The sequence below is a fragment of the Pseudomonas sp. JY-Q genome (genome assembly GCF_001655295.1).
Classification (GTDB): Bacteria; Pseudomonadota; Gammaproteobacteria; order Pseudomonadales; family Pseudomonadaceae; genus Aquipseudomonas; species Aquipseudomonas alloputida.
In genome coordinates this window covers 2,207,104-2,232,023 of sequence record NZ_CP011525.1, presented here as the reverse complement: position 1 = coordinate 2,232,023, position 24,920 = coordinate 2,207,104, and the positions used below count along the sequence as shown (strand labels likewise).

General features: G+C 62.0%; 25 protein-coding genes. 8 read left to right on the top strand and 17 right to left on the bottom strand.

The genetic code is table 11. The features are described 5' to 3' along the window. Nucleotides 1-76 precede the first annotated feature (76 nt). The 3 genes from cysB to AA098_RS10000 form a co-directional block, all read right to left on the bottom strand. On the bottom strand, nt 77-1,051 hold the full coding sequence (gene cysB, locus AA098_RS10010; protein ID WP_003250297.1) for an HTH-type transcriptional regulator CysB: 975 nt from the start codon (nt 1,049-1,051) through the stop codon (nt 77-79). Between the two features lie 128 nt (nt 1,052-1,179). Then, complete coding sequence (locus AA098_RS10005; RefSeq protein ID WP_003250295.1) at nt 1,180-1,677, bottom strand: universal stress protein; 498 nt, start codon at nt 1,675-1,677, stop codon at nt 1,180-1,182. Nucleotides 1,678-1,801: 124 nt separating this feature from the next. Further along, nucleotides 1,802-2,749, bottom strand: coding sequence for a putative 2-dehydropantoate 2-reductase (locus tag AA098_RS10000; RefSeq protein ID WP_064614133.1), 948 nt, complete (start codon nt 2,747-2,749; stop codon nt 1,802-1,804). Between the two features lie 232 nt (nt 2,750-2,981). Here AA098_RS10000 and AA098_RS09995 point away from each other — a divergent pair, with 232 nt between their 5' ends. Then, nucleotides 2,982-4,058: a 3-deoxy-7-phosphoheptulonate synthase gene (locus AA098_RS09995; RefSeq protein WP_003250292.1), complete on the top strand. Its 1,077-nt coding sequence runs from the start codon at nt 2,982-2,984 to the stop codon at nt 4,056-4,058. A 69-nt stretch (nt 4,059-4,127) separates the two neighbouring features. Here AA098_RS09995 and AA098_RS09990 read toward each other — a convergent pair whose 3' ends face one another. Then, the gene (locus AA098_RS09990; protein ID WP_003250290.1) at nt 4,128-4,409 is read right to left on the bottom strand and encodes a GNAT family N-acetyltransferase; all 282 of its coding nucleotides are present in this window, start codon (nt 4,407-4,409) and stop codon (nt 4,128-4,130) included. A gap of 507 nt (nt 4,410-4,916) precedes the next feature. Between AA098_RS09990 and AA098_RS09985 the strand changes: the two genes are divergently transcribed. After that, entirely contained in the window at nt 4,917-5,168 is a 252-nt protein-coding gene (locus AA098_RS09985; RefSeq protein ID WP_003250288.1) for an Lpp/OprI family alanine-zipper lipoprotein, read from the top strand. A gap of 132 nt (nt 5,169-5,300) precedes the next feature. Here the strand turns inward: AA098_RS09985 and AA098_RS09980 are convergent, their stop codons facing one another. From AA098_RS09980 to AA098_RS09970, 3 genes are all read right to left on the bottom strand, one after another. Continuing rightward, complete coding sequence (locus tag AA098_RS09980) at nt 5,301-6,278, bottom strand: L,D-transpeptidase family protein (protein WP_003250286.1); 978 nt, start codon at nt 6,276-6,278, stop codon at nt 5,301-5,303. Nucleotides 6,279-6,391: 113 nt separating this feature from the next. Next, a complete protein-coding gene (locus AA098_RS09975; RefSeq protein ID WP_003250283.1) occupies nt 6,392-6,682 on the bottom strand; it encodes a hypothetical protein in 291 nt (96 codons plus the stop codon). 58 nt (nt 6,683-6,740) lie between these two features. After that, nucleotides 6,741-7,346, bottom strand: a complete 606-nt coding sequence (locus AA098_RS09970) for an arylesterase (RefSeq protein ID WP_003250280.1) — start codon at nt 7,344-7,346, stop codon at nt 6,741-6,743. Nucleotides 7,347-7,356: 10 nt separating this feature from the next. On the opposite strand from AA098_RS09970, the gene AA098_RS09965 reads away from it, so the two are divergent. Together AA098_RS09965 and AA098_RS09960 are read left to right on the top strand one after the other, a co-directional pair. Then, the gene (locus AA098_RS09965; protein ID WP_060544852.1) at nt 7,357-8,043 is read left to right on the top strand and encodes an ABC transporter ATP-binding protein; all 687 of its coding nucleotides are present in this window, start codon (nt 7,357-7,359) and stop codon (nt 8,041-8,043) included. Next, on the top strand, nt 8,040-10,547 hold the full coding sequence (locus AA098_RS09960; RefSeq protein WP_003250276.1) for an ABC transporter permease: 2,508 nt from the start codon (nt 8,040-8,042) through the stop codon (nt 10,545-10,547). Before AA098_RS09965 ends, AA098_RS09960 begins: the two co-directional genes overlap by 4 nt. A 97-nt stretch (nt 10,548-10,644) precedes the next feature. On the opposite strand, the gene greB is transcribed toward AA098_RS09960, so the two are convergent. From greB to AA098_RS09940, 4 genes are all read right to left on the bottom strand, one after another. Then, on the bottom strand, nt 10,645-11,133 hold the full coding sequence (gene greB, locus AA098_RS09955; RefSeq protein WP_003250274.1) for a transcription elongation factor GreB: 489 nt from the start codon (nt 11,131-11,133) through the stop codon (nt 10,645-10,647). Between the two features lie 11 nt (nt 11,134-11,144). Continuing rightward, nucleotides 11,145-11,453: a hypothetical protein gene (locus AA098_RS09950; protein ID WP_003250272.1), complete on the bottom strand. Its 309-nt coding sequence runs from the start codon at nt 11,451-11,453 to the stop codon at nt 11,145-11,147. 248 nt (nt 11,454-11,701) lie between these two features. Continuing rightward, nucleotides 11,702-12,139 carry a DoxX family protein gene (locus tag AA098_RS09945; protein WP_003250269.1) on the bottom strand — a complete coding sequence of 146 codons (438 nt, stop codon included), beginning with the start codon at nt 12,137-12,139 and terminating at the stop codon, nt 11,702-11,704. Between the two features lie 111 nt (nt 12,140-12,250). Then, on the bottom strand, nt 12,251-13,657 hold the full coding sequence (locus tag AA098_RS09940) for a transglycosylase SLT domain-containing protein (protein ID WP_004576793.1): 1,407 nt from the start codon (nt 13,655-13,657) through the stop codon (nt 12,251-12,253). A gap of 157 nt (nt 13,658-13,814) precedes the next feature. Between AA098_RS09940 and AA098_RS09935 the strand changes: the two genes are divergently transcribed. The 3 genes from AA098_RS09935 (at nt 13,815) to AA098_RS09925 (ending at nt 16,661) form a co-directional block, all read left to right on the top strand. Further along, the gene (locus AA098_RS09935; RefSeq protein WP_003250265.1) at nt 13,815-14,612 is read left to right on the top strand and encodes a TatD family hydrolase; all 798 of its coding nucleotides are present in this window, start codon (nt 13,815-13,817) and stop codon (nt 14,610-14,612) included. Between the two features lie 126 nt (nt 14,613-14,738). Next, the gene (locus tag AA098_RS09930; protein WP_003250263.1) at nt 14,739-16,217 is read left to right on the top strand and encodes a methyl-accepting chemotaxis protein; all 1,479 of its coding nucleotides are present in this window, start codon (nt 14,739-14,741) and stop codon (nt 16,215-16,217) included. Nucleotides 16,218-16,292: 75 nt separating this feature from the next. Further along, entirely contained in the window at nt 16,293-16,661 is a 369-nt protein-coding gene (locus tag AA098_RS09925; RefSeq protein WP_003250260.1) for an Mpo1-like protein, read from the top strand. A 41-nt stretch (nt 16,662-16,702) separates the two neighbouring features. Here the strand turns inward: AA098_RS09925 and AA098_RS09920 are convergent, their stop codons facing one another. The 3 genes from AA098_RS09920 to AA098_RS09910 all read right to left on the bottom strand — a co-directional run bounded on the left by AA098_RS09920 (nt 16,703) and on the right by AA098_RS09910 (nt 18,650). Continuing rightward, nucleotides 16,703-17,500, bottom strand: a complete 798-nt coding sequence (locus tag AA098_RS09920) for an acyl-CoA thioesterase II (protein ID WP_054888655.1) — start codon at nt 17,498-17,500, stop codon at nt 16,703-16,705. Between the two features lie 77 nt (nt 17,501-17,577). Further along, a complete protein-coding gene (locus AA098_RS09915; RefSeq protein WP_003250256.1) occupies nt 17,578-18,357 on the bottom strand; it encodes a CHAD domain-containing protein in 780 nt (259 codons plus the stop codon). A 14-nt stretch (nt 18,358-18,371) separates the two neighbouring features. Continuing rightward, complete coding sequence (locus tag AA098_RS09910) at nt 18,372-18,650, bottom strand: lipoprotein (protein ID WP_003250254.1); 279 nt, start codon at nt 18,648-18,650, stop codon at nt 18,372-18,374. Between the two features lie 177 nt (nt 18,651-18,827). Here AA098_RS09910 and AA098_RS09905 point away from each other — a divergent pair, with 177 nt between their 5' ends. Continuing rightward, nucleotides 18,828-19,868, top strand: coding sequence for a patatin-like phospholipase family protein (locus AA098_RS09905; protein WP_003250250.1), 1,041 nt, complete (start codon nt 18,828-18,830; stop codon nt 19,866-19,868). A gap of 116 nt (nt 19,869-19,984) precedes the next feature. On the opposite strand, the gene AA098_RS09900 is transcribed toward AA098_RS09905, so the two are convergent. The 3 genes from AA098_RS09900 to lon all read right to left on the bottom strand — a co-directional run bounded on the left by AA098_RS09900 (nt 19,985) and on the right by lon (nt 24,859). Then, nucleotides 19,985-21,856 (bottom strand): SurA N-terminal domain-containing protein, encoded by a 1,872-nt coding sequence (locus AA098_RS09900; protein WP_003250248.1) that lies wholly within the window; start codon nt 21,854-21,856, stop codon nt 19,985-19,987. A gap of 181 nt (nt 21,857-22,037) precedes the next feature. Next, complete coding sequence (hupB, locus tag AA098_RS09895; RefSeq protein ID WP_003250246.1) at nt 22,038-22,310, bottom strand: nucleoid-associated protein HU-beta; 273 nt, start codon at nt 22,308-22,310, stop codon at nt 22,038-22,040. Nucleotides 22,311-22,462: 152 nt separating this feature from the next. After that, nucleotides 22,463-24,859, bottom strand: coding sequence for an endopeptidase La (lon, locus tag AA098_RS09890; protein ID WP_064614132.1), 2,397 nt, complete (start codon nt 24,857-24,859; stop codon nt 22,463-22,465). Between the last annotated feature and the right edge of the window lie 61 nt (nt 24,860-24,920).

Here is a 24,920-nt window from a genome sequence, read left to right as displayed (position 1 = left end):
GCGGTGCATGGCACCGCCTTTGCCGGTGATCGCGACCAAAGCCGCCCGCTCCCACAGCGGCCCCATCACTCCCGAATCAGTGAACCGGCAGTTCTACACCTTCGAACAACGCTTCCAGCTCTTGCTTGTTATGGCACTGAATGGCCTTGGCCATCACTTCACGGGTCAGGTGCGGGGCAAACTTCTCGATGAAGTCGCACATGAAGCCGCGCAGGAAGGTACCCCGACGGAAGCCGATCTTGGTGATGCTGGCTTCGAACAGCTCACTGGCATCCAGCGCCACCAAGTCACTGTCGAGCTTGGCGTCCACAGCCATGCCGGCAACGATACCCACGCCCAGCCCCAGGCGCACATACGTCTTGATCACGTCGGCGTCAGCCGCGGTGAAGACCACTTTTGGCGTGAGGCCACGGTGATTGAAAGCCTCATCCAGCTTTGAGCGCCCGGTGAAACCGAACACGTAGGTGACGATCGGGTACTCGGCGACGGCTTCCAGGGTCAGTTTCGGCAGCTTGGCCAGCGGGTGCCCCTGCGGCACCACAACGCAACGGTTCCACTTGTAGCACGGCATCATGATCAAATCGCCGAACAGCTCCAGCGCCTCGGTGGCGATGGCGAAATCGACCGTACCGTCCGCAGCCATCTCGGCAATCTGCATGGGCGAACCCTGATGCATGTGCAGGGACACCTCCGGATACTGCTTGATAAAGCTGCTGATAACCGGCGGCAACGCGTAGCGCGCCTGGGTGTGGGTGGTGGCGATGGACAGCGTGCCCTTCTTCTCGTTGGAGAACTCTTGGGCAATCTGCTTGATGCTCTCGACCTTGCGCAGGATTTCGCCTGCGGTATTGATGATGCGCTCACCGGCCGGGGTCACGCGGGTCAGATGCTTGCCGCTGCGGGCAAAGACTTCAACACCCAATTCGTCTTCGAGCAGGCGGATCTGCTTGCTGATACCTGGCTGGGAGGTATACAGGCTCTGCGCCGTCGCGGAGACGTTGAGGTCATGGTGCGCCACTTCCCAGATGTAGCGCAGTTGTTGAAGCTTCATAGGTTTCCCTCGGTTCAGCGATGAGTCCGCGGCAGCAGGCAGCGACGATATATAACTATATTAGTGGTTCTGGAAATAAATCTAGAACTATTTTGTTACATGCCCACGGAAATGGACTGCACCTATCTTCACGTTTTCCTACGCCCCAGATGCTGCGCCAAGGGCACCATGTACACCGGCACCGGCGACAGCTGCAGCAGCCGCACCGCCGTGCGCCCCAGCGGTACGTCCACCCCGGCACCGGCACTGTGGCTACCGAATATCAGCAGGTCGACGCTTAGCCGCTGAGCTTGGTCGAGAATCACCTGCGCCGGGTCGCCCTGACGCACACGCACGGCCTTGATCACCGCCAGGTCAGCCTCTTCGCCGAGCTCGTCGCGAAAGTTTTCCAGCACACGCTGCTCTATGTTCGCCATCACTGTATTCACCCCCTGGCTGTGCAATTGATCGAGCGTCTGTTCATCGAGGTAGCTTTGCAGGAGGGATTCGGCGAACTGGCCCATCGGCTCGACCGCGTGGATCACATACAACTCGGCACCGAACGTGCGCGCCAGGGCCAGCGCGTGTTGCATCACGAAAGGGGCGTAGACACCGAGGTCGGTGGCGTACAGCATGGAGCGGATCATTCGACCTCCTCGACTGCCGCAGCGGCAGAGCAAGCTTCAGCTTAGCAGCGCGCCGGACGCTCGCTTTGCCGTCCGGCGCGCTGCCGCCGTGGGCTGGAGGGCCCCGCCGAAGCCTCGGCCACCCTCAGGCCGGCCGGTCGCGGTTGTCGATGAAACTCAGCGCTTGGTACAGCATTTCAATGCGCGGCATGCTGCAGCCTGCCGCCCGTGCGCGTGCCAGCGGCTCGGCGTAAATGGCCCCCAGCTCCAACGGGCGTTTGTGGACATGGTCGTGATACATGCTCGGCCAGTAGTCGGGCATGCGCTCGGTCACCTGAAACAAGTGCTCGGCATAGCCCTCGGGCAGTACATGGCCACAGGCTGCCGCCCCCTGCACCACCTCGGCCATCAAGGCCTGTATCAGCTCGCGGCTATTGCTGTCGGCCATCAGTGGCGCAGTGCTGGCCCCCAGCAGCACCGACAGCCCGTTGTAAGGCACGTTCCACACCAGCTTCTGCCAACGCGCCAAGGCCAGGTTCGGCATGGCCTGCGAGTCGATCCCCGCCGCCTGGAACAACCCGGCGCCTTCATTCACCAGCGCGACACCGCTATCGGTGGCCGGCCCGCTGTGATACCCCAGGTTGACCGCCCCCAGCGCCTGGTGGCGGATTACACCTGGCGCCTGGCGGTTGACGCAGATGAAGCACAGGCCGCCGAGCAGGTGCATGTCGCTGCGCAAGGCCGGACGCAACTGCTCCTCGACACCCAGGCCGTTCTGCAACAGCACCACCTTGGCGCCGGGCGCAGCAGCCTGGACGATCAACGGTGCCAACTGCTCGTTGCTGGTGGCCTTGGCCCCGATCAGAAGCCAGTCACAGGGCGGCATGTCGGCGGCACTGACGTAAGCCTGCACCCGCATGTGCAGTGCGCCATGCACGGCACTGTCCAGGCTCAGCCCGCGTTCACAAACGGCCTGGTACTCGCTGCGCAACAGAAAATGCACATCGAAACCGGCCCGGGCCAGCATCAACCCATAAAAGCCGCCGATGGCGCCACTGCCGATGATGCCGATGCGAGGGGGGTGCGAATGCATGCCAATCTCCAGGTAAAGGGTCAGCACTCTTTTTACACAGGTTACGTAGCGCTGGGCAGTCCATTCGCGCGCAACCCCCTCGCTCAGGTAAAAACCCCACAATGACTGGGTTCAGCCCATTGTCGTGCCATCTGTAACGCGCTAAGGTTCGGCTCCCCGCTGCGATTATTCTTGCTGCTGGGCCGCACGGGGATAGTTGGCGGCCGGCACCCGTGACCTGACGAGTAACACGATGGCTGATTTACCGATCGATGACTTGAACGTTGCCTCCAACGAGACCCTGATCACCCCTGATCAGCTCAAGAAGGAAATCCCCCTCAGCGCCAAGGCCCTGCAGACCGTGACTGCCGGCCGTGAAGTGGTGCGCAATATTCTCGACGGCAAGGACCATCGCCTGTTCGTCGTGGTCGGCCCTTGCTCCATCCACGACATCAAGGCAGCCCACGAATACGCCGAGCGCCTGAAAGTGCTGGCCGAAGAAGTGTCCGATACGCTGTACCTGGTCATGCGCGTGTACTTCGAAAAGCCGCGCACCACCGTCGGCTGGAAAGGCCTGATCAACGATCCGTACCTGGATGACTCGTTCAAGATCCAGGACGGCCTGCACATCGGCCGCAAGCTGCTGCTGGACCTGGCCGAAATGGGCTTGCCGACTGCCACCGAAGCGCTCGACCCGATTTCCCCGCAGTACCTGCAAGACCTGATCAGCTGGTCGGCCATCGGTGCCCGCACCACCGAATCGCAAACACACCGCGAGATGGCCTCGGGCCTGTCCTCGGCGGTGGGTTTCAAGAACGGCACCGACGGCGGCCTGACCGTTGCCATCAATGCCCTGCAGTCGGTGTCCAAGCCGCACCGCTTCCTGGGCATCAACCAGGAAGGCGGCGTGTCGATCGTCACCACCAAGGGCAACCCATACGGCCACGTGGTACTGCGCGGCGGCAATGGCAAGCCGAACTACGACTCGGTCAGCGTCGCCCTGTGCGAACAGGACCTGGCCAAGGCCAAGATCAAGGCCAACATCATGGTCGACTGCAGCCATGCCAACTCCAACAAGGACCCGGCCCTGCAACCGCTGGTGATGGAGAACGTCGCCAACCAGATTCTCGAAGGCAACCAGTCGATCATCGGCCTGATGGTCGAAAGCCACCTGAACTGGGGCTGTCAGTCCATTCCGAAAAACCTGGACGAGTTGCAGTATGGCGTGTCGATCACGGACGCCTGCATCGACTGGTCGGCGACCGAGAAAACCCTGCGCAGCATGCATGCCAAGCTCAAGGATGTGCTGCCGCAGCGTAAGCGCGGCTAAACATTGCGGGAATAAAAAACGCCGGGCACTGCCCGGCGTTTTTTGTTGTGTCGGGTGCCTATGGTCAGCTCAGGCCTTGCTCGAATGCCGCTGCTGGCGCTCCATGTAACGCTCCACATACGAGCAAGACGGGATCACCGTGTAGCCCATCTGCTCGGCGTACTCCAGCGCCCGCTCGGTCAGGGCGGCAGCGATCCCACGGCCGCGCAGGGCGTTGGGCACGAAGGTGCGATAGATGTCCAGCGTCTGCTTGCCCAGATCCATGTACGTCAGGTAGGCACGATGACCGTCCACGTTGGTCTCGAACTGATGACCGGCCTGGTCATGGTGGATGGTCAGCGCTTCGCTCATCACTACTCCTCGCAGGTCTTCTCGGCAGACCCTTACCTTAACCGATGGTGGTTTATCCGGCACAGAATCCTCTACGCCACCTGTTGCCGCTTCGACCATTGGACGATTGTAATCGTTCGGATCGTCTGGCACTCACAAGATAGTAGGCACCGCGAGCGGGATTGCTCAAGGTGGTGGCGCTTAAAAAAGGTCAAAACGCCGCCCGGGTGACTTTCCCAAGCCCGCGCAACAGCCACCGGATGTTCTAGGGCTTAAGACGCTGATCGACAGTTAAAGTCACCCTTAGTTCAACAAAAAAGTTCCTGTACCACAACCGCTTGCGAACCCTGCACATTTTTTTCACAGACACGTCGCAAATCTTGTCGGCGCGGAGTCAAGCAACATTTTTTTTGCAGTTCTTGCGCTCTGTCAGTTTACTTACTACAAGTAATGGGTACTATGTATGCCGGCCAGTTTCTCTTTCCTGAGAGATGGCTATTTAATAGAAAGTCCTTGAAGGGGAACACGATGAACAACGTTCTGAAATTCTCTGCTCTGGCTCTGGCCGCAGTTCTGGCTACCGGTTGCAGCAGCGTATCCAAAGAAACCGAAGCTCGTCTGACTGCGACTGAAGACGCAGCAGCTCGCGCTCAAGCTCGTGCTGACGAAGCCTACCGTAAGGCTGACGACGCAATGGCAGCCGCTCAGAAGGCTCAGCAGACCGCTGACGAAGCCAACGAGCGCGCTCTGCGTATGCTGGACAAAGCCAGCCGCAAGTAATAATCCTCACGGATTGTTAAGAAGCCGACCCACTTGTGGGTCGGCTTTTTTATTGCCTTTGAATCCGACAAATGCGGCCAACAGGTACAAAAAGGCCTGCACTAAGGCAGGCCTGGGTGTGTCGAAATCACCTTACTGCAGTTCGGGCGGAATGCTCGACACCATCGGTGCGGCCCCTTGGTTTTCCACCGGCACGGCAATTTCTACCGGCATGCCATCTTCTGCAGCCACCACGTCACGTACCATGTCCCAGTTCATGCGTAGGTTATTGGCCAGGTCTTCACGCTTGAGCAAGGCATTGATAACTGCGGTGTGTTTGTCGACCACTGACGGGTTACCCTGGTCATCCAGCGGCGTGTGTGCCTCAAGATAGACCTTGCCGGCGCTGATACCGAACTTGTAAGGCTCGTTGATGATGCGCACTGGCGTCCCCACCGGCACCATCTTCGACAGTTCAAGCACGTTGTTGTTAAGCATGCGGAAGCAACCGTGACTGGTGCGCATGCCAATGCCGAACTTCTTGTTCGAACCATGGATCAGATAGCCCGGTACGCCCAAGGTGAACTTGAACGGCCCCAGCGGGTTGTCCGGGCCAGCCGGCACCACCGTCGGCAGGATGTCACCGTCCTCAGCGTGCTCTTTGCGAATCGAAGCGGGCGGCGTCCAGGTCGGGTTGGGCGTCTTGGCGGTGATCTTGGTGTTGGCGATCGGCGACCCCCACCCCTCGCGACCAATGCCCAGCGGGAAGGTGTACACCACGCTCTCCCCCTTGGGGAAGTAGTACATGCGGTACTCGGCCAGGTTGATGACGATGCCTTCGCGCGGCCCCGGCGGCAGAACGAAACGGGTCGGCAGGATGATCTCGGTGCCGGCGCCCGGCAGCCAAGGGTCCACGCCGGGGTTGGCGGCAATCATTTCCAGGTAGCCGAGGTCGTTTGCGGTGCCGATATCGGCGAACGTGTCCTCGTACTTTGCCTTGATCACATGCACCTGGCCGACGATGTCTTCACCGGGCGGTGGCAGTGGCAGCTCCAGCGCAGCAGCGGGGCCCGCTACCAACAGGGCGGCCAGGGACAGGCTACGGGTGACGGCAGGAAAGCGCGGCAACATCCGGTAAATCCTTCGAAAGATGGGTCAAGAGAATCGATTGTACACCCGCGCCGATGCAAGCGGGAGGCATTGGCACGCTGCAAGCGTTTCAGATGATGAAAGGCGCTTGTCGTTCAGCTGCCATGCAGCTCAGGCCACACCGGGCGCATGCCGCGTCGCTGGGCATCGAGGATGGCACGGCACAGCTCACACAGGCGGCCATCGCGGTAAATCGATCGCGGCACCCCCGACCAACGCGGCTGGGCTGGCAGCAGGCCGCCACACAAGGTACGGTCGACCGGCACGCCCAGCTCAAGCTGGCGGGCCACGAGGTGGACGCGGATTTCCTGGCAGGCGAACAGGTCGAGCTGCTCGTCGGGCTCGATCAGTTGATAGGCATACAGGGACCAGGCAGGGCGCGGCATTTGGAGCACTCGAAACGGGGGGCGCAACATTAGCCGAAAGGCGCCCCCGTTTAAAGCTTCACAGCAAGGGTTTTATCGCTGGCCAGGCATTTTCCAGCAGGCGCTGCTGAGCCCCCTGGGCCGGATGGATGCCATCAGCCTGCATCAGTTCAGGTACGCCCCCTACCCCTTCGAGGAAAAACGGCACCAAAGGAACCTGTTTGTCCGCTGCCAGCTGTTCATACACCTTGGCAAAGGCGGTGGTGTAACGCACACCATAATTGGGCGGCAGGCGCATGCCCAATAGCAGTACCTTGGCCCCTGCCTGACGCGAACGCTCGATCATCGAGGCAAGATTTTGTTGCAATTGTGCAGGCGGCTGCCCGCGCAGGCCATCGTTGCCGCCCAGCTCCAGCACCACCAGGCTTGGTTTATGTGCTGCAAGCAGCGCCGGCAGCCGCGCCTGGCCACCTGCGCTGGTGTCGCCACTGATCGAAGCATTGACCACTTTGTCGTCAAAACCTTCGTCCCTGAGGCGGGCCTGCAAGAGAGACACCCAGCCCTGACGGCTATCCAGGCCAAAACCGGCGCTGATACTATCGCCAACAACCAGCAGTGTTCCTGCCGCTGCGCTCTGGGCCAGGCAATACAGGGCCAGACCGGCACTCAACCACCACACTCGCATCGGATTCTCCATGAGCCCCAGCATTCTCGTTGCGCAGAACCTTAGCAAAGTGGTCCCCAGCGCGGAAGGTGACCTTACCATCCTCCAAGCACTGTCTCTCGACCTGGCCCAAGGCGATAGCCTGGCCATCGTCGGCGCCTCGGGCTCTGGCAAGTCGACCCTGCTCGGCTTGCTCGCCGGCCTCGACCGCCCCAGCGCTGGCAATGTCGTGCTCGCCGGCCACGACCTGGGGCCACTGGATGAAGACCAACGCGCCCGTGTGCGCGCCGAACATGTGGGTTTCGTGTTCCAGTCGTTCCAGCTGCTCGACAGCCTCAATGCACTGGAAAACGTCATGCTGCCACTGGAGCTGGACGGCCGCCGCGATGCCCGCGAACAGGCTCGCACTTTGCTGGAGCGGGTCGGCCTGGGCAAACGCCTGAGCCACACACCTCGGCAGCTGTCGGGCGGCGAGCAGCAGCGCGTGGCAATCGCCCGCGCCTTCGCCGCGCAGCCTGCGGTGCTGTTCGCCGATGAGCCCACCGGCAACCTCGACAGCCACACCGGCGAACGCATCAGCGACTTGTTGTTCGAGCTGAACAAGGAGCGCGGCACTACCTTGGTGCTGGTCACCCATGACGAACGCCTGGCCCGCCGCTGCCGGCGCCAGATCCGCCTGGACGCGGGCCGCCTTGTGGCGCCGATGGAGGCCCGGTGAGCCGTATGCCGCTGTCCCGCCTGTGTGGCCTGGCACTGCGCCAGTTGCTGCGCGATGTTCGCGCCAGTGAAGTGCGCGTGCTGTTCTTTGCCCTGCTGGTGGCGGTAGCTGCCAGCACCGCCATCGGCTATTTCGGCGCCCGCCTCAACGGCGCCATGCAGCTGCGCGCCAGCGAGTTTCTGGGCGCCGATCTGGTACTGCAGGGCAGCGCTCCGGCCCGCGAGCAACAGCTCGATGCCGGCAAGGCACTGGGCTTGCGCCATGCACGCGTGGTCGAGTTCACCAGCGTGGTCGGCGGCGACAATGGCATCCAGCTGTCCAGCGTAAAGGCCGCCGACGGCGCCTACCCATTGCGCGGGCAAGTACGCAGCGCTCCGGCACCTTATGCCGAAGAAACACCCGGCGGCGGCCCTGCCCCTGGCGAAGTGTGGGTGGAACCGCGCCTGTTGGCAGCACTGGGGCTGGCAATCGGCGACAGCATCGACGTGGGCATGAAAACCCTGCGCATGAGCCGTGTGCTTACCTACGAACCGGACCGCGCCAACAACTTCTACAGCCTTACCCCACGCGTGATGATGAACCTGGCCGACCTGGAGGCCACCGGCGTGATCCAGCCGGGCAGCCGGGTCACCTACCGTGACCTGTGGCGCGGCGATACCGAGGCGCTGGCGCAGTACCGTCAGGCCGTGGAAAAAGACCTGGCCGCCAACCAGCGCCTGCGTGACACCCGCGATGGCAACCAACAGATCGGCGGCGCGCTGGGCAAAGCCGAACGCTACCTGAACATGGCCAGCCTGGTGGCTGTATTGCTGGCAGGCGTAGCCGTGGCATTGTCGGCCAGTCGCTATGCTGCACGCCGACTGGACGCCAGTGCCCTGCTGCGCTGCCTGGGCCTGTCGCGCCACCAGGCATTGGGCCTGTATTGCCTGCAACTGGCCATGCTCGGCCTGGTCGCTGCCCTGGCCGGTGCCTTGCTCGGCTGGCTGGCTCAGCTGGGCCTGTTCCGCCTGCTGCACGGCTTGCTGCCGAGCGTGGTGCCCGCTGGCGGCATCGTTCCTGCGCTGGCAGGTATCGGTACCGGGCTGGTGGCACTGGCTGGCTTTGCCCTGCCGCCCATTGCGGCGCTGGGCCAGGTGCCGCCACTGCGCGTGCTGCGCCGTGACCTGCTGCCGATACCTGCGAGCAGTTGGCTGGTGTACGGCGCCGCCCTGCTCGCCCTGGGCCTGATCATGTGGCGCCTGAGCCTCGATCTGCTGCTCACCTTCGCCCTGCTCGGTGGCGGCCTGGTCGCTGCGCTTCTGCTCGGCGGCCTGCTGTTGCTCGGTTTACGCAGCCTGCGCCAGCTGCTGGCCGGTGCGCCACTCACCTGGCGCCTGGGGCTGGGCCAGCTACTGCGCCACCCCATGGCTGCAGCAGGCCAAGCCCTGGCATTCGGCCTGATACTGCTGGCCATGGCCTTGGTCGCCCTGCTGCGCGCAGAGTTGCTCGATACCTGGCAAGCACAGCTACCCAAGGATGCGCCCAACCACTTCGCCCTGAACATCCTGCCAGATGACCGTGAGCCGTTCATTCAACACCTGCACCAGGTCAATGCCGCTTCAGCGCCGCTGTACCCGGTAACGCCCGGGCGCCTGGTGCAAATCAATGAAAAACCGGTACAGCAGGTGGTCAGCAAGGACTCGGCAGGCGAGCGCGCCGTGCAGCGCGACCTCAGCCTGACCTGGGCCGCCGAGTTGCCCGAAGGCAACGTGCTGACCGCCGGCAGCTGGTGGCAAGCCTTGCCAGCCGACAACGACATCCCCGGGGTTTCGGTGGAGGCGGAGCTGGCCAGCAGCCTGAAACTGCAGATGGGCGACCTGCTGACGTTCGATATTGGCGGTCAGCAGCGCCAGGCCCGCGTGAGCAGCCTGCGCAACGTGCATTGGGACAGCTTCCAGCCGAACTTCTACATGATCTTCCAGCCTGGCACGCTGCAGGGGCTGCCGACCACTTACCTGACCAGCTTCTACCTGGCACCGGGGCATGACCTGGATGTCGTCGCGCTGTCACGGGCGTTTCCGGCGGTGACCATCCTGCAGGTGGATGCCTTGCTCGACCAGCTGCGCAGCATTCTCGCCCAGGTAACCCTGGCGGTGGAGTATGTGCTGCTGTTCGTGCTGGCCGCGGGGCTGGCAGTGTTGTTCGCTGGCTTGCAGGCCACGCTGGACGAGCGCATTCGCCAAGGGGCACTGTTGCGCGCACTGGGCGCGGCGCGGCCCTTGCTGGTAAAAGCCCGACGTATCGAGTTCGGCCTGCTGGGCGCGGCCAGTGGGCTATTGGCGGCCGTGGGCTGCGAACTGATTACCTGGGTGCTGTACCGCTATGCCTTCGACTTGCAGTGGAGCCCGCACCCGTGGCTGCTGGTGTTGCCGCTGACAGGGGCACTGCTGGTGGGGGGTGCGGGGGTGCTGGGAACGCGGCGGGCGTTGAATGCCAGCCCGCTGGCGGTGTTGCGCGAGGCTTGAGGCCTGGCTGTCAGCGCTTCTGCAGGCGCACCCCTGAGGGCTGGCCGATCGCCTGCCGGGACAGCACATGCCTCACGCTGGCGCAAGACGGGCCCGGTCAGTCCGTCGAGACGCCCTGGCCGTAACGGATGCTGCTCACATACCAGGTCGCTTCACCGGTAGGTGTATGCACCACCACCTCATCACCCTCCTCCTTCTTCAGCAAGGCGCGCGCCATGGGGGCATCGATCGAGATGTAATCATTGCGCCCGTAGATCTCGTCGTAGCCGACAATGCGAAACTTCATGGTCTCGCCCTCGTCGTTCTCGATCTCAACCCAGGCACCGAAAAACACTTTGCCTTCCTGCTCGGGCGAGTACGCCACCACTTTCACATCTTCAAGCCGCTTGCGCAGGTATCGCACCCTGCGGTCGATTTCGCGCAGCAGCTTCTTGTTGTACTGGTAGTCCGCGTTCTCGCTGCGGTCACCCAACGAAGCGGCCCAGGCAACCTTTTGGGTGATTTCCGGACGATACACCCGCCACAGGTGGTCCAGCTCTTTCTTCAGCGCCTCATGGCCTTCTGTGGTGATGATATTGGTGCTCAATAGCGCATTCCTCAGCGGCGGGTAATCAGGCCTTGACGCGCGATGCGGGTGAGATGGCCTATGACTTCGGCGGCCTCGTCCGGTGCCGGCGCCTGGATCACAGCCAGGTCGAAACGGTCATTGCCATACTGCGCGAGGTGGCAGCCACTGTCGGCGAACTGGATCAGAAAGGCACGCGCCTGCCCCTTGCGCCGTGACAGGCCTTCAAGATGACGCAAAAGGGTGGGTTGATGCCGGCCGCCGAGCAGGATGCGCGGTGTGCGGGACGCCTGGCTGGCAGGCAAAGGGCTTAAACAGACACTGGTACGTGGGCAACTCATGGAGCTTCTCTCCGCCTCGCGAATCCCGCTGGGCAGCGGTGGGAGGCGTCACCGAACCAGCGCTTTAGCGGTATTTCGGACGGCCCGGAGGTGGGGCTTTCCTGCGCCCCGCAAGTAGCTGTTTAAATCGGCGCAGGCGGTATGCTAGAGCGATGAGCCCCAAGTTGCAAGCGACAAGCCGCAAGCAAGAACACGCCGAGTATTGGCCCGCGCTTGCCTGCGGCTCGTAGCTCACAGCTTGCAGCTGATTACCGGGCGATCAGGCGGTCGAGCGAGAAGCGGCCAGCGCCTTCGATCATGACTGCAACAGTGCCGGCCAACAGCGCCAGGGCGAACTCATAGCCGTTGTTGGACATGAACAGGCCGTTGCCGATGTGCACCGAAACGATCGCCACTACCAAGGTCACCGTCAGCGCCAGGGCCGCCGGGCGAGCCAGCAGGCCGACCACCAAGGCCAGGCCGCCGAAGAATTCGGCACTGCCGGACAGCAGGGCCATCAGATAACCCGGCGCCAGGCCGATGCTTTCCATCCATTGGCCGGTGCCTTCCAGGCCGTAGCCACCGAACAGGCCGAAGAGTTTTTGCGCACCATGAGCCATGAAGATGATGCCGACCAGGATGCGGATAACGCTCAAGCCAGCGCCAGCACGTGTAGAGAACAGCGCGTTGAGGGTAGTGTTTTTCATGTCGAAGCGTCCTTGAAGTGAAGCAGTTGTGTGGGTATGGGCGCCATCATAATCAATTCTATTGATATGAAAATCGCAAAAAACCCAACATAACAATCGATAAAATCGATTTTAACGCTTCGCCACGCGCTCCAGTGCCGCGCGTTCGCGGTTGAAGGCCAGGTAGTACTTGTTGATGCTATTGACGAAATTGACCGGTCCCATCCCCACTTGCTCCATGGCGATGCGTTCAGTCTGGAAGAACCACTGGTTACCGTTTAGACCTCGCCGTCGAGCCTCTGCGCGCATGGCCTGAACCCGCTCGGGGCCAAGGTTGTAGGCTGCCAGCACAAAGGCCATGCGCTCACGCTCGTTGATCTTGGCACTGGCAAAAAACTTGCGCCGGATAAGCGCCAGGTAACGGGCACTGGCCAAGACATTGCCATCTACCGTTGCAGTGTTGCTCACCCCCACCCGCTGGGCTGCCGAAGGGGTAATCTGCATCAGGCCATGGGCACCGCCAGTACCGCGTGCAGCCGGGTTGAGCGTCGACTCCTTGAAGGCCAATGCAGCCAGGTTGAGCCAGTCGATCTGTTGCGCCTGGCCATGCTTCTGCAACACCGCCCGCACCGATGCCAGACGCTGGCGGTCCTTGCTGGCCAACGGGTTGTGTACCCGGTACTGGCGGCGGTAGATGCGCTCGAACGCCGCATCCTGGTTATCTGGCGCGCGGTAACCTTGCAGAAAGTGATCGACTGCGGCCAACAATTGCGGCGCATCACGCCCTACATACCAGCGCATGGCTTGCGGCGCACCCAGGCGCACCCGGCTGTCCAGGCGCAGGCGCGGCATAACCCGGGCCCAACGCCGGGCAATGGGCTGCTCGACCATGGTCAGGTGGTAGATGCCTGCCTGTACCATCTCCAGCACATCCTCCACCGCCAGCGTCGAATCGACCCACTCCACTTTGATCGGCGGCCGCTTGCGCAGTGCCAGTTGCTGGTTGACCTGCTGGATCAGCGGTCCGGCAGCACTGGCGCTGGTCAACGCCACGGTACGCCCTGACAGCTGTTCGACCTTGCTGAAACTTCGCTCGCCTTTGCGCCCGACCAGCATCAGCGGCACTTGGTCGAGTATCGGCGCACTGCTGCGGACACCGCTCACCGTAGTGGGGTCAAGCAGCTCGCCTGGCGCGGCCAGGTCACCCTCGCCGCGGGCCAGGGCGCCCAGCAACTGTTCCTTGGCCCGCGGGATGAGCTTTAGCTGGATCTGCTGGTCGTCGGCAGTACGAGCATTGAGGAAATGCTCCAGGGCACGCAGCCGATAATACTCGATGCCGACTGGCTCGCCCTTGACCTCACCGGAACTGTTGCGGCTCTGGTTGACCAGCACTCGCAGTACTTTGCTGGTGCGAATCTGCGGCAGGTCACGCACCTTGGCAGGCGGTATGTGCTGCTGTGGGCCCGGCGAGCGCGCCTGGACGGGGCCGGTAAAGATCAACCCCAGCGTCAGCAGAAAAATGAGCCAGCATCGCTGCATGCGAAAACGTGTCCGTGGTCGGTGAGCGGCATCCATGGGTTGCACCGCCAAGTGATAAACGACGGTAAATGACCACGGCAACAGCATGAAGTTCTTGGTTTTTTCAGAAAAACGCGCTTTTTGCTATGCTGGCCGCCCCGCGGCACGAGATAGCACCATGCAACTGATCGATATCGGCGTCAACCTGACCAACAGCAGTTTCCACGACCAACAGGCCGCAATCGTCGAGCGCGCGCTGGAGGCCGGCGTTACGCAAATGCTGCTGACAGGCACCAGCCTGGCGGTCAGCGAACAAGCCCTGGAACTGTGCCATCAACTGGATGCAAGCGGCGCCCACCTGTTCGCCACGGCCGGCGTGCACCCTCACGATGCCAAGGCCTGGGATGCCGACAGCGAGCGCCAGCTGCGACGGTTGCTGAGTGAACCGCGCGTACGCGCGGTGGGCGAATGCGGCCTGGATTTCAACCGCGACTTTTCCCCTCGCCCGCTGCAGGAAAAAGCCTTGGAAGCCCAGCTGACACTGGCTGCGGAGCTGCGCCTGCCGGTGTTCCTGCACGAGCGCGATGCCAGCGAGCGCTTGCTGGCGATTCTCAAGGACTACCGCGACCACCTGACCGGCGCGGTGGTGCACTGCTTCACCGGTGAGCGTGAGGCGCTGTTCGCCTACCTGGACCTGGACCTGCACATCGGCATTACCGGCTGGATCTGCGACGAACGCCGCGGCACTCACCTGCACCCGCTGGTGGGCAACATTCCTCAAGGCCGGCTGATGCTGGAAAGCGACGCGCCCTACCTGCTGCCGCGCAGCTTGCGGCCCAAGCCCAAGAGCGGGCGCAACGAGCCGGCGTTCTTGCCGGAGGTACTGCGCGAGGTGGCCTCGCATCGCGGTGAATCAGCCGAGCACACGGCGGCGCATACCACGGCAACGGCGCGGGCTTTCTTCCAGCTCCCCTGAGTCTCGCGTGTTTCTGCGGGGCGGGTGAACACAGTTGATATGCATCAACACATGTCTAGGAGGATGAGGGCACAATGATGGCACCTTGCCAATATTGTTTCCGCTCAACTCAGAGAAGACCTGCCCATGGGTGCCTGGCTTAGCAATGTTTCCCTGAAGTACAAGTTCTGGGCCGTCAACGCAGTGGCCTTTGTCACCACCTTGCTGCTGGTGCTGTACGCCGTGCACCTGGAGCAACGCGCACGTGCCGAGGCGGCTCAGAGCCAGGCGGTCGCACAAGCCCAGTTGCTGGCCGCCTGGCCAGCCGGGCAAGCACTGCCACGCCCGGCCAACGTCATCAGTTGGTCAACCGGGCAAACGCCAACCTACGCCGGGGAGGCGCTCGATGCCCTGCGCAACGCCCAAGGCTGGGTAGCACTGCCGAGCGCCTGGGTCCTCGGCGAAAACCCACTGCGTGGCGCACAGGTGCTGCGCAGTGGCGACCAGCAGTTAGCTGTGCTGGCCCAGTCACCCAGCTTGCGCCAGGTCTTCTTCGATCGTTTCAGCAATTACGCGGTGTGTGTGCTGATCCTGATGCTGGCCATGCTCGGCGCCTCCCAACTGCTGATCCGCTTCCTGCTCAGCCAACTCAACACCCTCAAGGACGTGATGCTGCACGTGGAAAAAACCGGCGACCTGTCGGCCCGCGTACCGCTAGCCAGTGGCGACGAGGTCGGCCAGATGGCCGGGGCCTTCAACGCCATGCAGTCCACCTATCACCGCGTGGTCAGCACCGTCGCCCACAGCGCAGCACAGTTGGACTCGGGCGCTGCACGCCTGGCCGCCAGCATGAGCGACGTACGCCATGGCATGCTCGGCCAGCAGAGTGAAACCGACCAGGCCGCGACTGCCATCAACGAAATGTCGGCGACCGTGCACCACATTGCCCAGCACGCCGGTGCCACCCGCGATTTGTCACAAACCGCCGACACCTTGGCCGGCAGCGGTCAAGCGGTGGTCAGCCGAGTGCAGGATTCGATTTCCGGGCTTTCCAGCGGCGTGCAACAAACTGCCGAGATGATTCGACAGCTAGCCGAGGACAGCCAGAAGATCAACGGTGTAGTCAGTGTGATCCACAGTATTGCCGAACAGACCAACTTGCTGGCGCTTAACGCTGCCATCGAAGCCGCGCGCGCCGGTGACCTGGGCCGTGGCTTTGCCGTGGTGGCCGATGAAGTGCGCAACCTGGCCAAACGCGTACAAACCTCCACGGATGAGATCACCACCATGGTTTCGGCCCTGCAGTCGGGCACCCGCGATGCGGTGGAGTTCATGCAGGAGAGTTCGTACAAGGCCGACGACTGTGTGCGTCAGGCACAGGAAGCCGGTGAGGCGCTGGCTGAAATCACCGGTGCCGTGGCGCAGATGCGCGAAAGCAATACCCAGATCGCTGTAGCGGCCGAGCAGCAAAGCCAGGTAGCCGAAGAAATGAACCGCGCGGTGGTCAGCATCCGCGATGTCACCGAGCGGACCGTGCAGCAGACGGTCGGTTCAGCGACCACCAGCAGCGAACTGGCGACCCTGGCCGGCGAACTGAACAAGGCCATTGGCCAGCTCAAGCTATAGTCACCATAGCCAGCTTCGATTGGCCCCCGCGTGGGGGCCGCACTAAGCTTTGGGCATGACCGAGAGGAAATCCCCATGAGCAAACGCCTGCCCAATCTTCCCGCCTGGCAATGGCGCGGCTATCACCATAATCACCGCCACCCGGCCAACCTGGTGCTGCACCTCATTGCTGTGCCGTTGTTCATTCTAGGGACACTACTGGTGCTGTCCGGCCTGTTCGGTTTCGACCTCGGCCAGATCGCGGTGGGTGTGATTGCCCTGGTCGCCGCGCTGGGCCTGCAGCGCCAAGGCCACCGCCTTGAAGCCCAGCAGCCCGAGCCGTTCGCCAACCGCCAGGATGCCGTGCAGCGCTTACTGACCGAACAGTTCATCACCTTTCCGCGCTTTGTGGTGAGCGGGGCCTGGTGGAAGGCCTGGCGCGAACGGCACAAGCACCGACACTGAGCCAGCTGCCGGAGCACTGCTTGTGAGCAGCCTGGTAAGGATCAGGCGAAAACGGTGACGGTCTGCCGGCTCAAGGCCAACAACTCGCCCTGCGCCGTCCACAACGCCGCGGCAGCATGACCATAGCCATCCCGCGCATGCTCGGTCTCCACACAGTACCGGCACCAATCCAGGGTCGACAGCTTCGCCGTTGGCTGGATGAACTCGATGGTCCAGGTCAGCGTACTGCCCGCAGCGGGCTGCTTGAGAAACGGCATAAGGCTGGGCGGCCACGCATCCACCAACGCCAGCAAGTGCGCCTCGTTCACCGGCTCGTCAGCCACATCCCGCAAACGCACCCAGCCGCCCATCTTGCGCGACTGATTGCCACTGAACGGCAGCCCGCCTACTGCCCAGCGCAGGGCCACATGGCGCATGAACTCCGGGGTAACGCCTTTGATATAGGGCAACTCCGGGGCCGCCTCTTCGAGCGCAGGCATTTCAATGGCCGGTAACGCCGGCACTTCGACCACCGAAGGGCGGCCCGCACCGAAATTGCCCTGCACCAAAGTCACCACCTGGCCATCCTGAACCGCGCGGCCCAACAGCGTGCTAACCGCCTTGCCTTCGCGCAAAACCTCCACCTCGAAGCGGATGGGCACATCCGCAGCCGCTGGCGCCACGAAGCTGATGGCCAATGAGCGTACCGGGCGGCTGTCGCAGAGCCTAAGGCGCATGGTTTCATACACCATGGCCGCCATCAGGCCACCAAAGGCAGCGCGCCCCTGGGCCCAGCTGGGCGGAATGCTGACGGAATCCGGGTTGGCCCGTACGGCGTCGAGGAGTTGGTTGAAATTCATTGGCCGGCTCCTGCCTGCAAAGAAAAAGGTCCGCTCATCCTAGCCAGCAAACGCCGGGCAATCAGCCCGCATATCGGTCATTTTCCGTGATAACGCCGCGCCAGCGCCTCTTGCAGGGCATCCAGCGTCACATCTGACTGGCGCTCCGCCTCATGCAACTCCTGCTCCCAACCAGCCTTGCAGGGGAGCAGGTCGGCATGATCGCGGGCTTGCAGCAGCCATTGCAGGCGGTCGTGCCAATCCCCCAGGTTGCCCTGTGCCTTTTTCAACAGACGTTGCAGTTTCTTCCCTGCGTGATCGAGTTGTGGGTAGGCCTCATCGCCATAGCGCGCACGCTTGATCAGCAAACGCAGGCGGTGGCGATCGTGAGCCGGGTCCTGCAACGCTTTGTGCAACTTGCGCCACTGCTTGACCAGGCGCTTGTCGATACGCTTGCCCAGCGACTTGACCAGCCCCTCCCGGTCCGCCGCCCGCAGGAACAATGGAAAGGCGTCGAGAATCGCCAATACCCTGGCCAGCTGTGGGCTGGCAGCGACACTGGCGAAGGTCCTGTCACGCCCCTCCAGACGCCGCTGCCCGGCTGCCGCATGACCGCGCCCGATCAGCTCAGCCGCCAGCACCTCGCGATCACGCAGCGGCGTGGTAAGGGTACCCAGCGAACGTGCAGCATCCTCCAGTTGCTCCACACCCGGCAGCCCACGCAGCGGCCTCAGCAGACTGCGCAGGCGCCGCAAGGTGATACGCAAGTCGTGCAAGGCCTCGCTGTCGGTATTGGCAGCCAGGCGTTCACGACAGGCCAGCAAGCGCACCTGCAAGGTCAGTATCTGGGCAACGACATGGTCGAGCATGGCAGACATACGATGCTCCCTGTTCAGCGCCCGGCGCGAGATTCACGAATGTAGAACCGCGCCTTTTCGGCTTTGCGGGTACAGCTTTCGTAGCCTTCGAACTGCTGCTGGGTCTTGGCCCCGGTCAGCAGTGACAAGGCCTTGGAATAACTTACAGCACCGGCAAAGCCTTCGGCCTTGGCCAGGTCCAGCTCCTTCCAGGCGGCATCCAGCTGGGTCGCGCAGCTGTCACGGTAGGCCGTCTTGCCCGCGCAGCCAGCTAGGGCCAAGGCAATCAGTGGAAGGCAGATCCAGGCTTTCATCAGTAATACCTCTATGGAAAAACGGTGGCTGTTCGACGCTCCGACAGCTGGAAAGTGCCATGCCCAGCCGGCTTTGCCTGGCCAGTTTTATTACAGTAGCTCAGCACGATCTACATTGAAGCACAGGCAGCGATGGGTGCATTGTAGGACCATGATGGCACTGGCCGGGGAATGTTCATGAGTAAACGTGTGGCACTGGTACTGGGATCGGGCGGCGCCCGAGGGTATGCACACATCGGCGTGATCGAAGAAATCGAGCGCCGCGGCTACGACATAGCCTGCGTCGCAGGGTGTTCCATGGGCGCGGTGATTGGCGGTATCTATGCCGCCGGCAAGCTGGACGAGTATCGCAACTGGATCGAAAGCCTCGACTACCTGGATGTGCTGCGCCTGGTCGACGTCAGCTTTCGCCTCGGTGCGATTCGCGGCGACAAGGTGTTCGGGCAGATCCGCAAGATCGTCGGCGAGATAAACATCGAGCAACTGCGCATACCCTACACCGCAGTGGCCGCCGACCTTACCAACCAGCAGGAAATCTGGTTCCAGGAGGGTTGCCTGCATCAGGCCATGCGCGCCTCTGCGGCCATTCCCAGCCTGTTCACGCCAGTGATGCAAGGCAACCGCATGCTTGTCGACGGTGGCATCCTCAACCCGCTGCCAATCGTGCCGGTGGTGTCCAGCCATTGCGACCTGATCATCGCGGTCAACCTCAACGCCACCAACCAGAAGCAGTACCAGTTGCCGGTGATCGAGCGCCCGGCGGCATTCAAGATGCGCTTTGACGCCTTGTTGAGCTCGCTGGGTTCACGCTTGCCATTCCGGCGCAAACCGGCGGAAGAGCTGATCCGCATCGAAAAGGAAATCGTCGCCGAGGGGTTGGCACCGCCAAGCCCGTGGCTTGCCGACAGCGCCGACCCGGAAAACCAGCAACCGGCAGCGGCCCCGGAGCGCGAGGGCGCACCGAAGTCGGCCACCGGCTCTTTCATCATCGACAACGTGGGGCCAGCCTCGCTGCTGGATTTGATCAACCAGAGCTTCGAGGTCATGCAGACTTCGTTGGCACAGTACAAGATTGCCGGCTATCCACCGGATGTGCTGATCAACGTGCCCAAGCGGGTGTGCCGGTTTTTCGAGTTCTACAAAGCGCCGGAGCTCATCGCCCTGGGGCGAGAGATTGCACGCGATACGCTGGACAGTTATGAAGGGGTGAAGCGGTAGCACCTGGTTGGCGCCGCACCTGAAGGCGGTGTGGTGCTCGACAATGACCGTGCTCGCGGCTGGCGAAAACGAAACAGGCCGCACGAGGCGGCCTGTTTCTTCATGCAACGAACACCTTAGTAACGGGTGATGTCTGCATTGGCTTCCAGCTGCTTGCGGTAAGCCGCAAAGTCCTGCTGGCCAGCACGGGACGCGAGGTAGCGGCGAATCTGCTGCTTCTCTTCGTCGGTGGCGGTAGCGCCGTCGTTCACACCCTTGAGCTGCAACACCACCAGGCTTCCGTCACGCAGCACCACACTGCCATAAACAGGCTTGTCCTTGGCTTGCGGCTTGCCCAGACGGAACAGTGCCTGCAGTTCGGCCGGGTCAATACCGTCCTCACCACGGGTGACTGCCTCATAGGCTTTCCAGCCTTGGCCTTCGTGAACGCTGCCTGCTGCGATGGAACCGTCACGCAGGCCGGCAATCAGCTTGTCCGCCTTGGCCTTGAGTTCGGCAGTCGCCTTCTCTTTGGCCAGGTGCTCCCTGATGTTCTTGGCCACAGCGTCCAGCGGCAGTTGCTCTGGTTTGCGGTGTTCCTTGACGCGCAGCACCACGGTGGTCTCAGGGTCGAGCTCGATGGCGGTGCTATTGGCACCCTCATCCAGCACTTCTTCAGAGAACGCCGCCTGCACCACCGCACGGTTGGCGGTAATGCCTTCACCGCCCTCACGGCCGAAGGCCGCGGAGGTGTGCACCTTGAGGTTCAGGTCCTGGGCCGGCTGGGCCAGGTCGGAAGCCTCGTAGGCAGCATCCTGCAGTTGCTTGCTGGCGTCGACATAACGCTGCTCGACCAGCGGCATCTTCAGATCGCGGGTCAGTTTGTCCTTCAGGCTGGCAAAGCTCGGTACTTCTGGCGCCTGGACGCCCAGCAGCTTGATCAGATGGTAGCCAAACTCGGTGCGCACCGGAGCAGATACCTGGCCATTCTGCAGCTGGTACAGCGCCTCTTCGAAGGCCGGGTCGTATACGCCCGGGCCGGCAAAGCCGAGGTCACCACCGCTGGTGGCGGAGCCTGGGTCCTGAGAGAACTCTTTGGCCAAAGCGGCAAAGTCCTCACCCTTGGCCAGACGCTGCTCGATCTCTTCGGCGCGGGCCTTGGCCTGGGCGTCGGTGACCTTGTCGTTGACCTCGATGAGGATGTGCGCGGCATGACGCTGCTCGGCCAGGTTGGCGATTTCCTTCTCGTACTGGGCCTTGAGCTCTTCGTCGGTCACTTTGACCTGATCGAAGAACGCCGACTTCTTCAGCTCGATGTAGTCGATCACGACCTGGTCAGGCGACATGAACTCCTTGGCGTGCTGGTCGTAGTGCGCCTTGACCTCTTCGTCGCTGACCTTGACTGCGGCCGGGTCGGCCTTGAACGTCAGGGAGGCGAAGTCGCGGGTCTGCTTCTCCAGGCGAGCAAAAGCATCGACCTGTTGATCGGTGACGAAGCTGCTACCGGCCAGGCCGGTGCGCAGTTGGCCGATGAGCATTTCCTCGCCGAGCATCTCGCGGAACTGCATGCGACCGTAGCCCATCTGGCGGATCACCTGGTCGAAACGGTCAGCGCTGAACTTGCCGTCCACCTGGAACTCAGGGGTCTGCAAGATCACCTGATCCAGCGCGGCCTCGGAGAATGCGAACTTGGCATCCTCAGCACCTTGCAGCAGCAGCTTGCGGCTGATCAGCCCCTTGAGTGCCTCCTCTCGCAGCAACTTGTCATCCAACAGCGCCGGGTCGAAATCCTTGCCCAACTGTTGCATCAGTTGACGGCGCTGCATGTCGGCCGCCTGGCTCAGCTCGTTCTGGCTGATGGTCTGGCCGTTCACCTTGGCGGCGTCCTGGCTATGAGTGGCGGCCTGGAAAATGGCTTCGAAACCGGTCAATGCCATCAACACGACGATAAGGCCGATGATGGTCTTGGCAATCCAACCTTGTGAATTGTCCCTGATATTTTGCAGCATGCGTCCCCCAGAAACGGCTGTACCACTGCGTCGACAACCGCGGAGCGTGGGTAGAATCCTGATAAAAGAAAGGCGCATCCGAGGATGCGCCTTTTCTTAGCAAACGTGTCAGGCGGGAACGTTTGCGCCCCGCCATCACCGTGCTCGGACCAGGCCAGGCCGGGTCCGGCTGAAAGACGACTTAGTTGACGGCGTCTTTCAGGCCTTTGCCTGCCTTGAAACCTGGAACCTTGGCGGCTTCGATTTTGATTGCCTTGCCGGTTTGCGGGTTGCGGCCGGTACGCTCGGCGCGCTCCTTGACCGAGAAGGTACCAAAGCCAACCAGTACCACATCGTCACCTTGCTTCAGGGCGCCGGTGACGGATTCGATGACTGCGTCCAGCGCACGGCCGGCTACAGCTTTCGGGATGTCTGCAGATGCGGCGATAGCGTCAATCAGTTCCGACTTGTTCACTCTAAGTCCCCTTATTTCTCTATTGAGTTTGTTTCTAAGTATGTAATGAAAAGCTTATGAAACGTGTGCTGGGAGGCATGGCGACAATAACGTGCCGCTTTATAGCAAGGCGCCGAAAATACTGTCAAGGAAAGCCCCCCAGCCAAAAACTACTAATGCGTGCTGATTCTTTCCTTAGCATCGCCGTCGCGCTTCTCGTCTTTCGCGACAATCTCCGGAGCCACATCTGGCAAGGGCTCCGGGGCGTATTGCAGCGCAATTTGCAGGACTTCGTCAATCCATTTGACCGGTTTGATCTGAAGATCCTGTTTGATATTTTCAGGAATCTCCTTGAGATCGCGAACATTCTCCTCGGGAATGATCACCGTCTTGATCCCGCCACGGTGTGCCGCCAGCAGTTTTTCCTTCAGCCCGCCAATGGCCAATACCTGGCCACGCAAGGTGATTTCGCCGGTCATGGCCACGTCGGCACGTACCGGAATCTGCGTCAGCGCCGACACCAGTGCGGTGCACATTCCGATACCGGCACTTGGGCCGTCCTTCGGCGTGGCGCCCTCAGGCATGTGAATGTGCACGTCATGCTTCTCGTGGAAGTCGGCGGCAATCCCCAGGCTGCGGGCGCGGCTGCGTACCACGGTCTGCGCGGCGGTAATCGACTCGACCATGACATCGCCCAGCGAGCCGGTCTTGATCAACTGGCCCTTGCCGGGGATGACCACGGCCTCGATGGTCAGCAACTCGCCACCCACCTGGGTCCAGGCCAGGCCGGTTACCTGGCCGATCTGATCCTGCTGCTCGGCCAGGCCATAGCGGAACTTGCGCACGCCCAGCAGGTGCTCCAGCTGCTCGCTGGCCACCTTGACCTTGACCTGCTTCTGCCCGGTATGTTCCTTGACCACCTTGCGGCAGACCTTGGCAATTTGCCGCTCCAGGCCCCGCACACCGGCTTCACGGGTGTAGTAGCGGATGATGTCGCGAATCGCCGAGATGTCGACTTCCAGCTCTTCCTTCTTCAAGCCGTTGGCCTTGACCTGCTTGGGCACCAGGTACTTGACCGCGATGTTGATCTTTTCGTCCTCGGTATAGCCAGGCAGACGGATGACTTCCATCCGGTCCAGCAGCGCCGGCGGGATGTTCATCGAGTTCGAGGTGCACAGGAACATCACGTCCGAGAGGTCATAGTCGACCTCCAGGTAGTGGTCGTTGAAGTTGTGGTTCTGTTCAGGGTCGAGCACTTCCAGCAGTGCCGAAGCGGGGTCACCGCGCATGTCGCTGCCCATCTTGTCGATCTCGTCGAGCAGGAACAACGGGTTGCGCACGCCCACCTTGGTCATCTTCTGGATCAGGCGACCCGGCATGGAGCCGATGTAGGTACGGCGGTGGCCACGGATCTCGGCCTCGTCACGCACGCCACCCAGGGCCATGCGCACGAACTTGCGGTTGGTGGCGGCAGCGATCGACTCGGCCAGCGAGGTCTTGCCGACACCGGGTGGCCCGACCAGGCACAGCACCGGACCGCGGATCTTCTTGACGCGCTTCTGCACGGCAAGGTATTCGAGGATGCGTTCCTTGACCTCTTCCAGGCCATAGTGGTCGGCATCGAGGATTTCCTCGGCCTTGGTCAGGTCCAGACGCACCTTGCTCTGAGCCTTCCACGGCACCTGCACCAACCAGTCGAGGTACGAGCGCACCACGGTAGCTTCGGCCGACATCGGAGACATTTGCTTGAGCTTGTTCAGCTCCGCCTGAGCCTTGGTCAAGGCATCCTTAGGCAGACCTGCGGCTTCGATGCGCTTTTTCAGCTCTTCGACTTCATTGTGGCCTTCATCACCATCGCCAAGTTCTTTCTGAATGGCCTTCATCTGCTCATTCAGGTAGTACTCGCGCTGGCTGCGCTCCATCTGCTTCTTGACCCGGCCGCGAATGCGCTTTTCGACCTGCAGGAGGTCGATTTCGGCATCCAGCAGTGCCAGCACGTGCTCGACACGGGTAGTCAAGTCGACGATTTCAAGAATTTCCTGCTTCTGCTCGATCTTCAGGGCCATGTGCGCGGCCATGGTGTCGACCAGGCGCCCTGGCTCGTCGATGCTGTTCAGCGAAGACAGCACTTCGGCAGGCACCTTCTTGCCCAGCTGAACGTATTGTTCGAACTGCGACAGCAGCGTGCGCACGAACACTTCCGACTCGCGCTCGGCAGTGTCGGTTTCGTCGATCAGGGAGACTTCGGCACAGATGTGCCCTTCAACTTCGGAGAAGCGCTCGACCGCACCCCGCTGTTCGCCTTCGACCAGCACCTTGACGGTGCCATCAGGCAGCTTCAGCAGTTGCAGCACGGTGGCAACGGTACCGACGCGGTACAGGGCGTCCTCACCCGGATCGTCGTCGGCTGGATTCTTCTGGGCCAGCAGAAGGATCTGCTTTTCGCCCGTCATCGCCGCCTCGAGGGCTTCGATGGACTTTTCGCGCCCCACGAACAGCGGGATAACCATGTGCGGGTAAACAACGACATCGCGCAATGGCAAAAGAGGCAAGTCGAGGGTGGTCTTCATGATTTCGCCTCTACAGCGGCCTTATGGCCGGAAACCGGTGGAAATGATGCTTGGACCTAAT

Coding starts and splice junctions, on each gene's coding strand:
- cysB (WP_003250297.1), bottom strand. CDS start 1,051: ATGAAGCTTCAACAACTGCGCTACATCTGGGAAGTGGCGCACCATGAC.
- AA098_RS10005 (WP_003250295.1), bottom strand. CDS start 1,677: ATGATCCGCTCCATGCTGTACGCCACCGACCTCGGTGTCTACGCCCCT.
- AA098_RS10000 (WP_064614133.1), bottom strand. CDS start 2,749: ATGCATTCGCACCCCCCTCGCATCGGCATCATCGGCAGTGGCGCCATC.
- AA098_RS09995 (WP_003250292.1), top strand. CDS start 2,982: ATGGCTGATTTACCGATCGATGACTTGAACGTTGCCTCCAACGAGACC.
- AA098_RS09990 (WP_003250290.1), bottom strand. CDS start 4,409: ATGAGCGAAGCGCTGACCATCCACCATGACCAGGCCGGTCATCAGTTC.
- AA098_RS09985 (WP_003250288.1), top strand. CDS start 4,917: ATGAACAACGTTCTGAAATTCTCTGCTCTGGCTCTGGCCGCAGTTCTG.
- AA098_RS09980 (WP_003250286.1), bottom strand. CDS start 6,278: ATGTTGCCGCGCTTTCCTGCCGTCACCCGTAGCCTGTCCCTGGCCGCC.
- AA098_RS09975 (WP_003250283.1), bottom strand. CDS start 6,682: ATGCCGCGCCCTGCCTGGTCCCTGTATGCCTATCAACTGATCGAGCCC.
- AA098_RS09970 (WP_003250280.1), bottom strand. CDS start 7,346: ATGCGAGTGTGGTGGTTGAGTGCCGGTCTGGCCCTGTATTGCCTGGCC.
- AA098_RS09965 (WP_060544852.1), top strand. CDS start 7,357: ATGAGCCCCAGCATTCTCGTTGCGCAGAACCTTAGCAAAGTGGTCCCC.
- AA098_RS09950 (WP_003250272.1), bottom strand. CDS start 11,453: ATGAGTTGCCCACGTACCAGTGTCTGTTTAAGCCCTTTGCCTGCCAGC.
- AA098_RS09945 (WP_003250269.1), bottom strand. CDS start 12,139: ATGAAAAACACTACCCTCAACGCGCTGTTCTCTACACGTGCTGGCGCT.
- AA098_RS09940 (WP_004576793.1), bottom strand. CDS start 13,657: ATGCAGCGATGCTGGCTCATTTTTCTGCTGACGCTGGGGTTGATCTTT.
- AA098_RS09935 (WP_003250265.1), top strand. CDS start 13,815: ATGCAACTGATCGATATCGGCGTCAACCTGACCAACAGCAGTTTCCAC.
- AA098_RS09930 (WP_003250263.1), top strand. CDS start 14,739: ATGGGTGCCTGGCTTAGCAATGTTTCCCTGAAGTACAAGTTCTGGGCC.
- AA098_RS09925 (WP_003250260.1), top strand. CDS start 16,293: ATGAGCAAACGCCTGCCCAATCTTCCCGCCTGGCAATGGCGCGGCTAT.
- AA098_RS09920 (WP_054888655.1), bottom strand. CDS start 17,500: ATGAATTTCAACCAACTCCTCGACGCCGTACGGGCCAACCCGGATTCC.
- AA098_RS09915 (WP_003250256.1), bottom strand. CDS start 18,357: ATGTCTGCCATGCTCGACCATGTCGTTGCCCAGATACTGACCTTGCAG.
- AA098_RS09910 (WP_003250254.1), bottom strand. CDS start 18,650: ATGAAAGCCTGGATCTGCCTTCCACTGATTGCCTTGGCCCTAGCTGGC.
- AA098_RS09905 (WP_003250250.1), top strand. CDS start 18,828: ATGAGTAAACGTGTGGCACTGGTACTGGGATCGGGCGGCGCCCGAGGG.
- AA098_RS09900 (WP_003250248.1), bottom strand. CDS start 21,856: ATGCTGCAAAATATCAGGGACAATTCACAAGGTTGGATTGCCAAGACC.
- lon (WP_064614132.1), bottom strand. CDS start 24,859: ATGAAGACCACCCTCGACTTGCCTCTTTTGCCATTGCGCGATGTCGTT.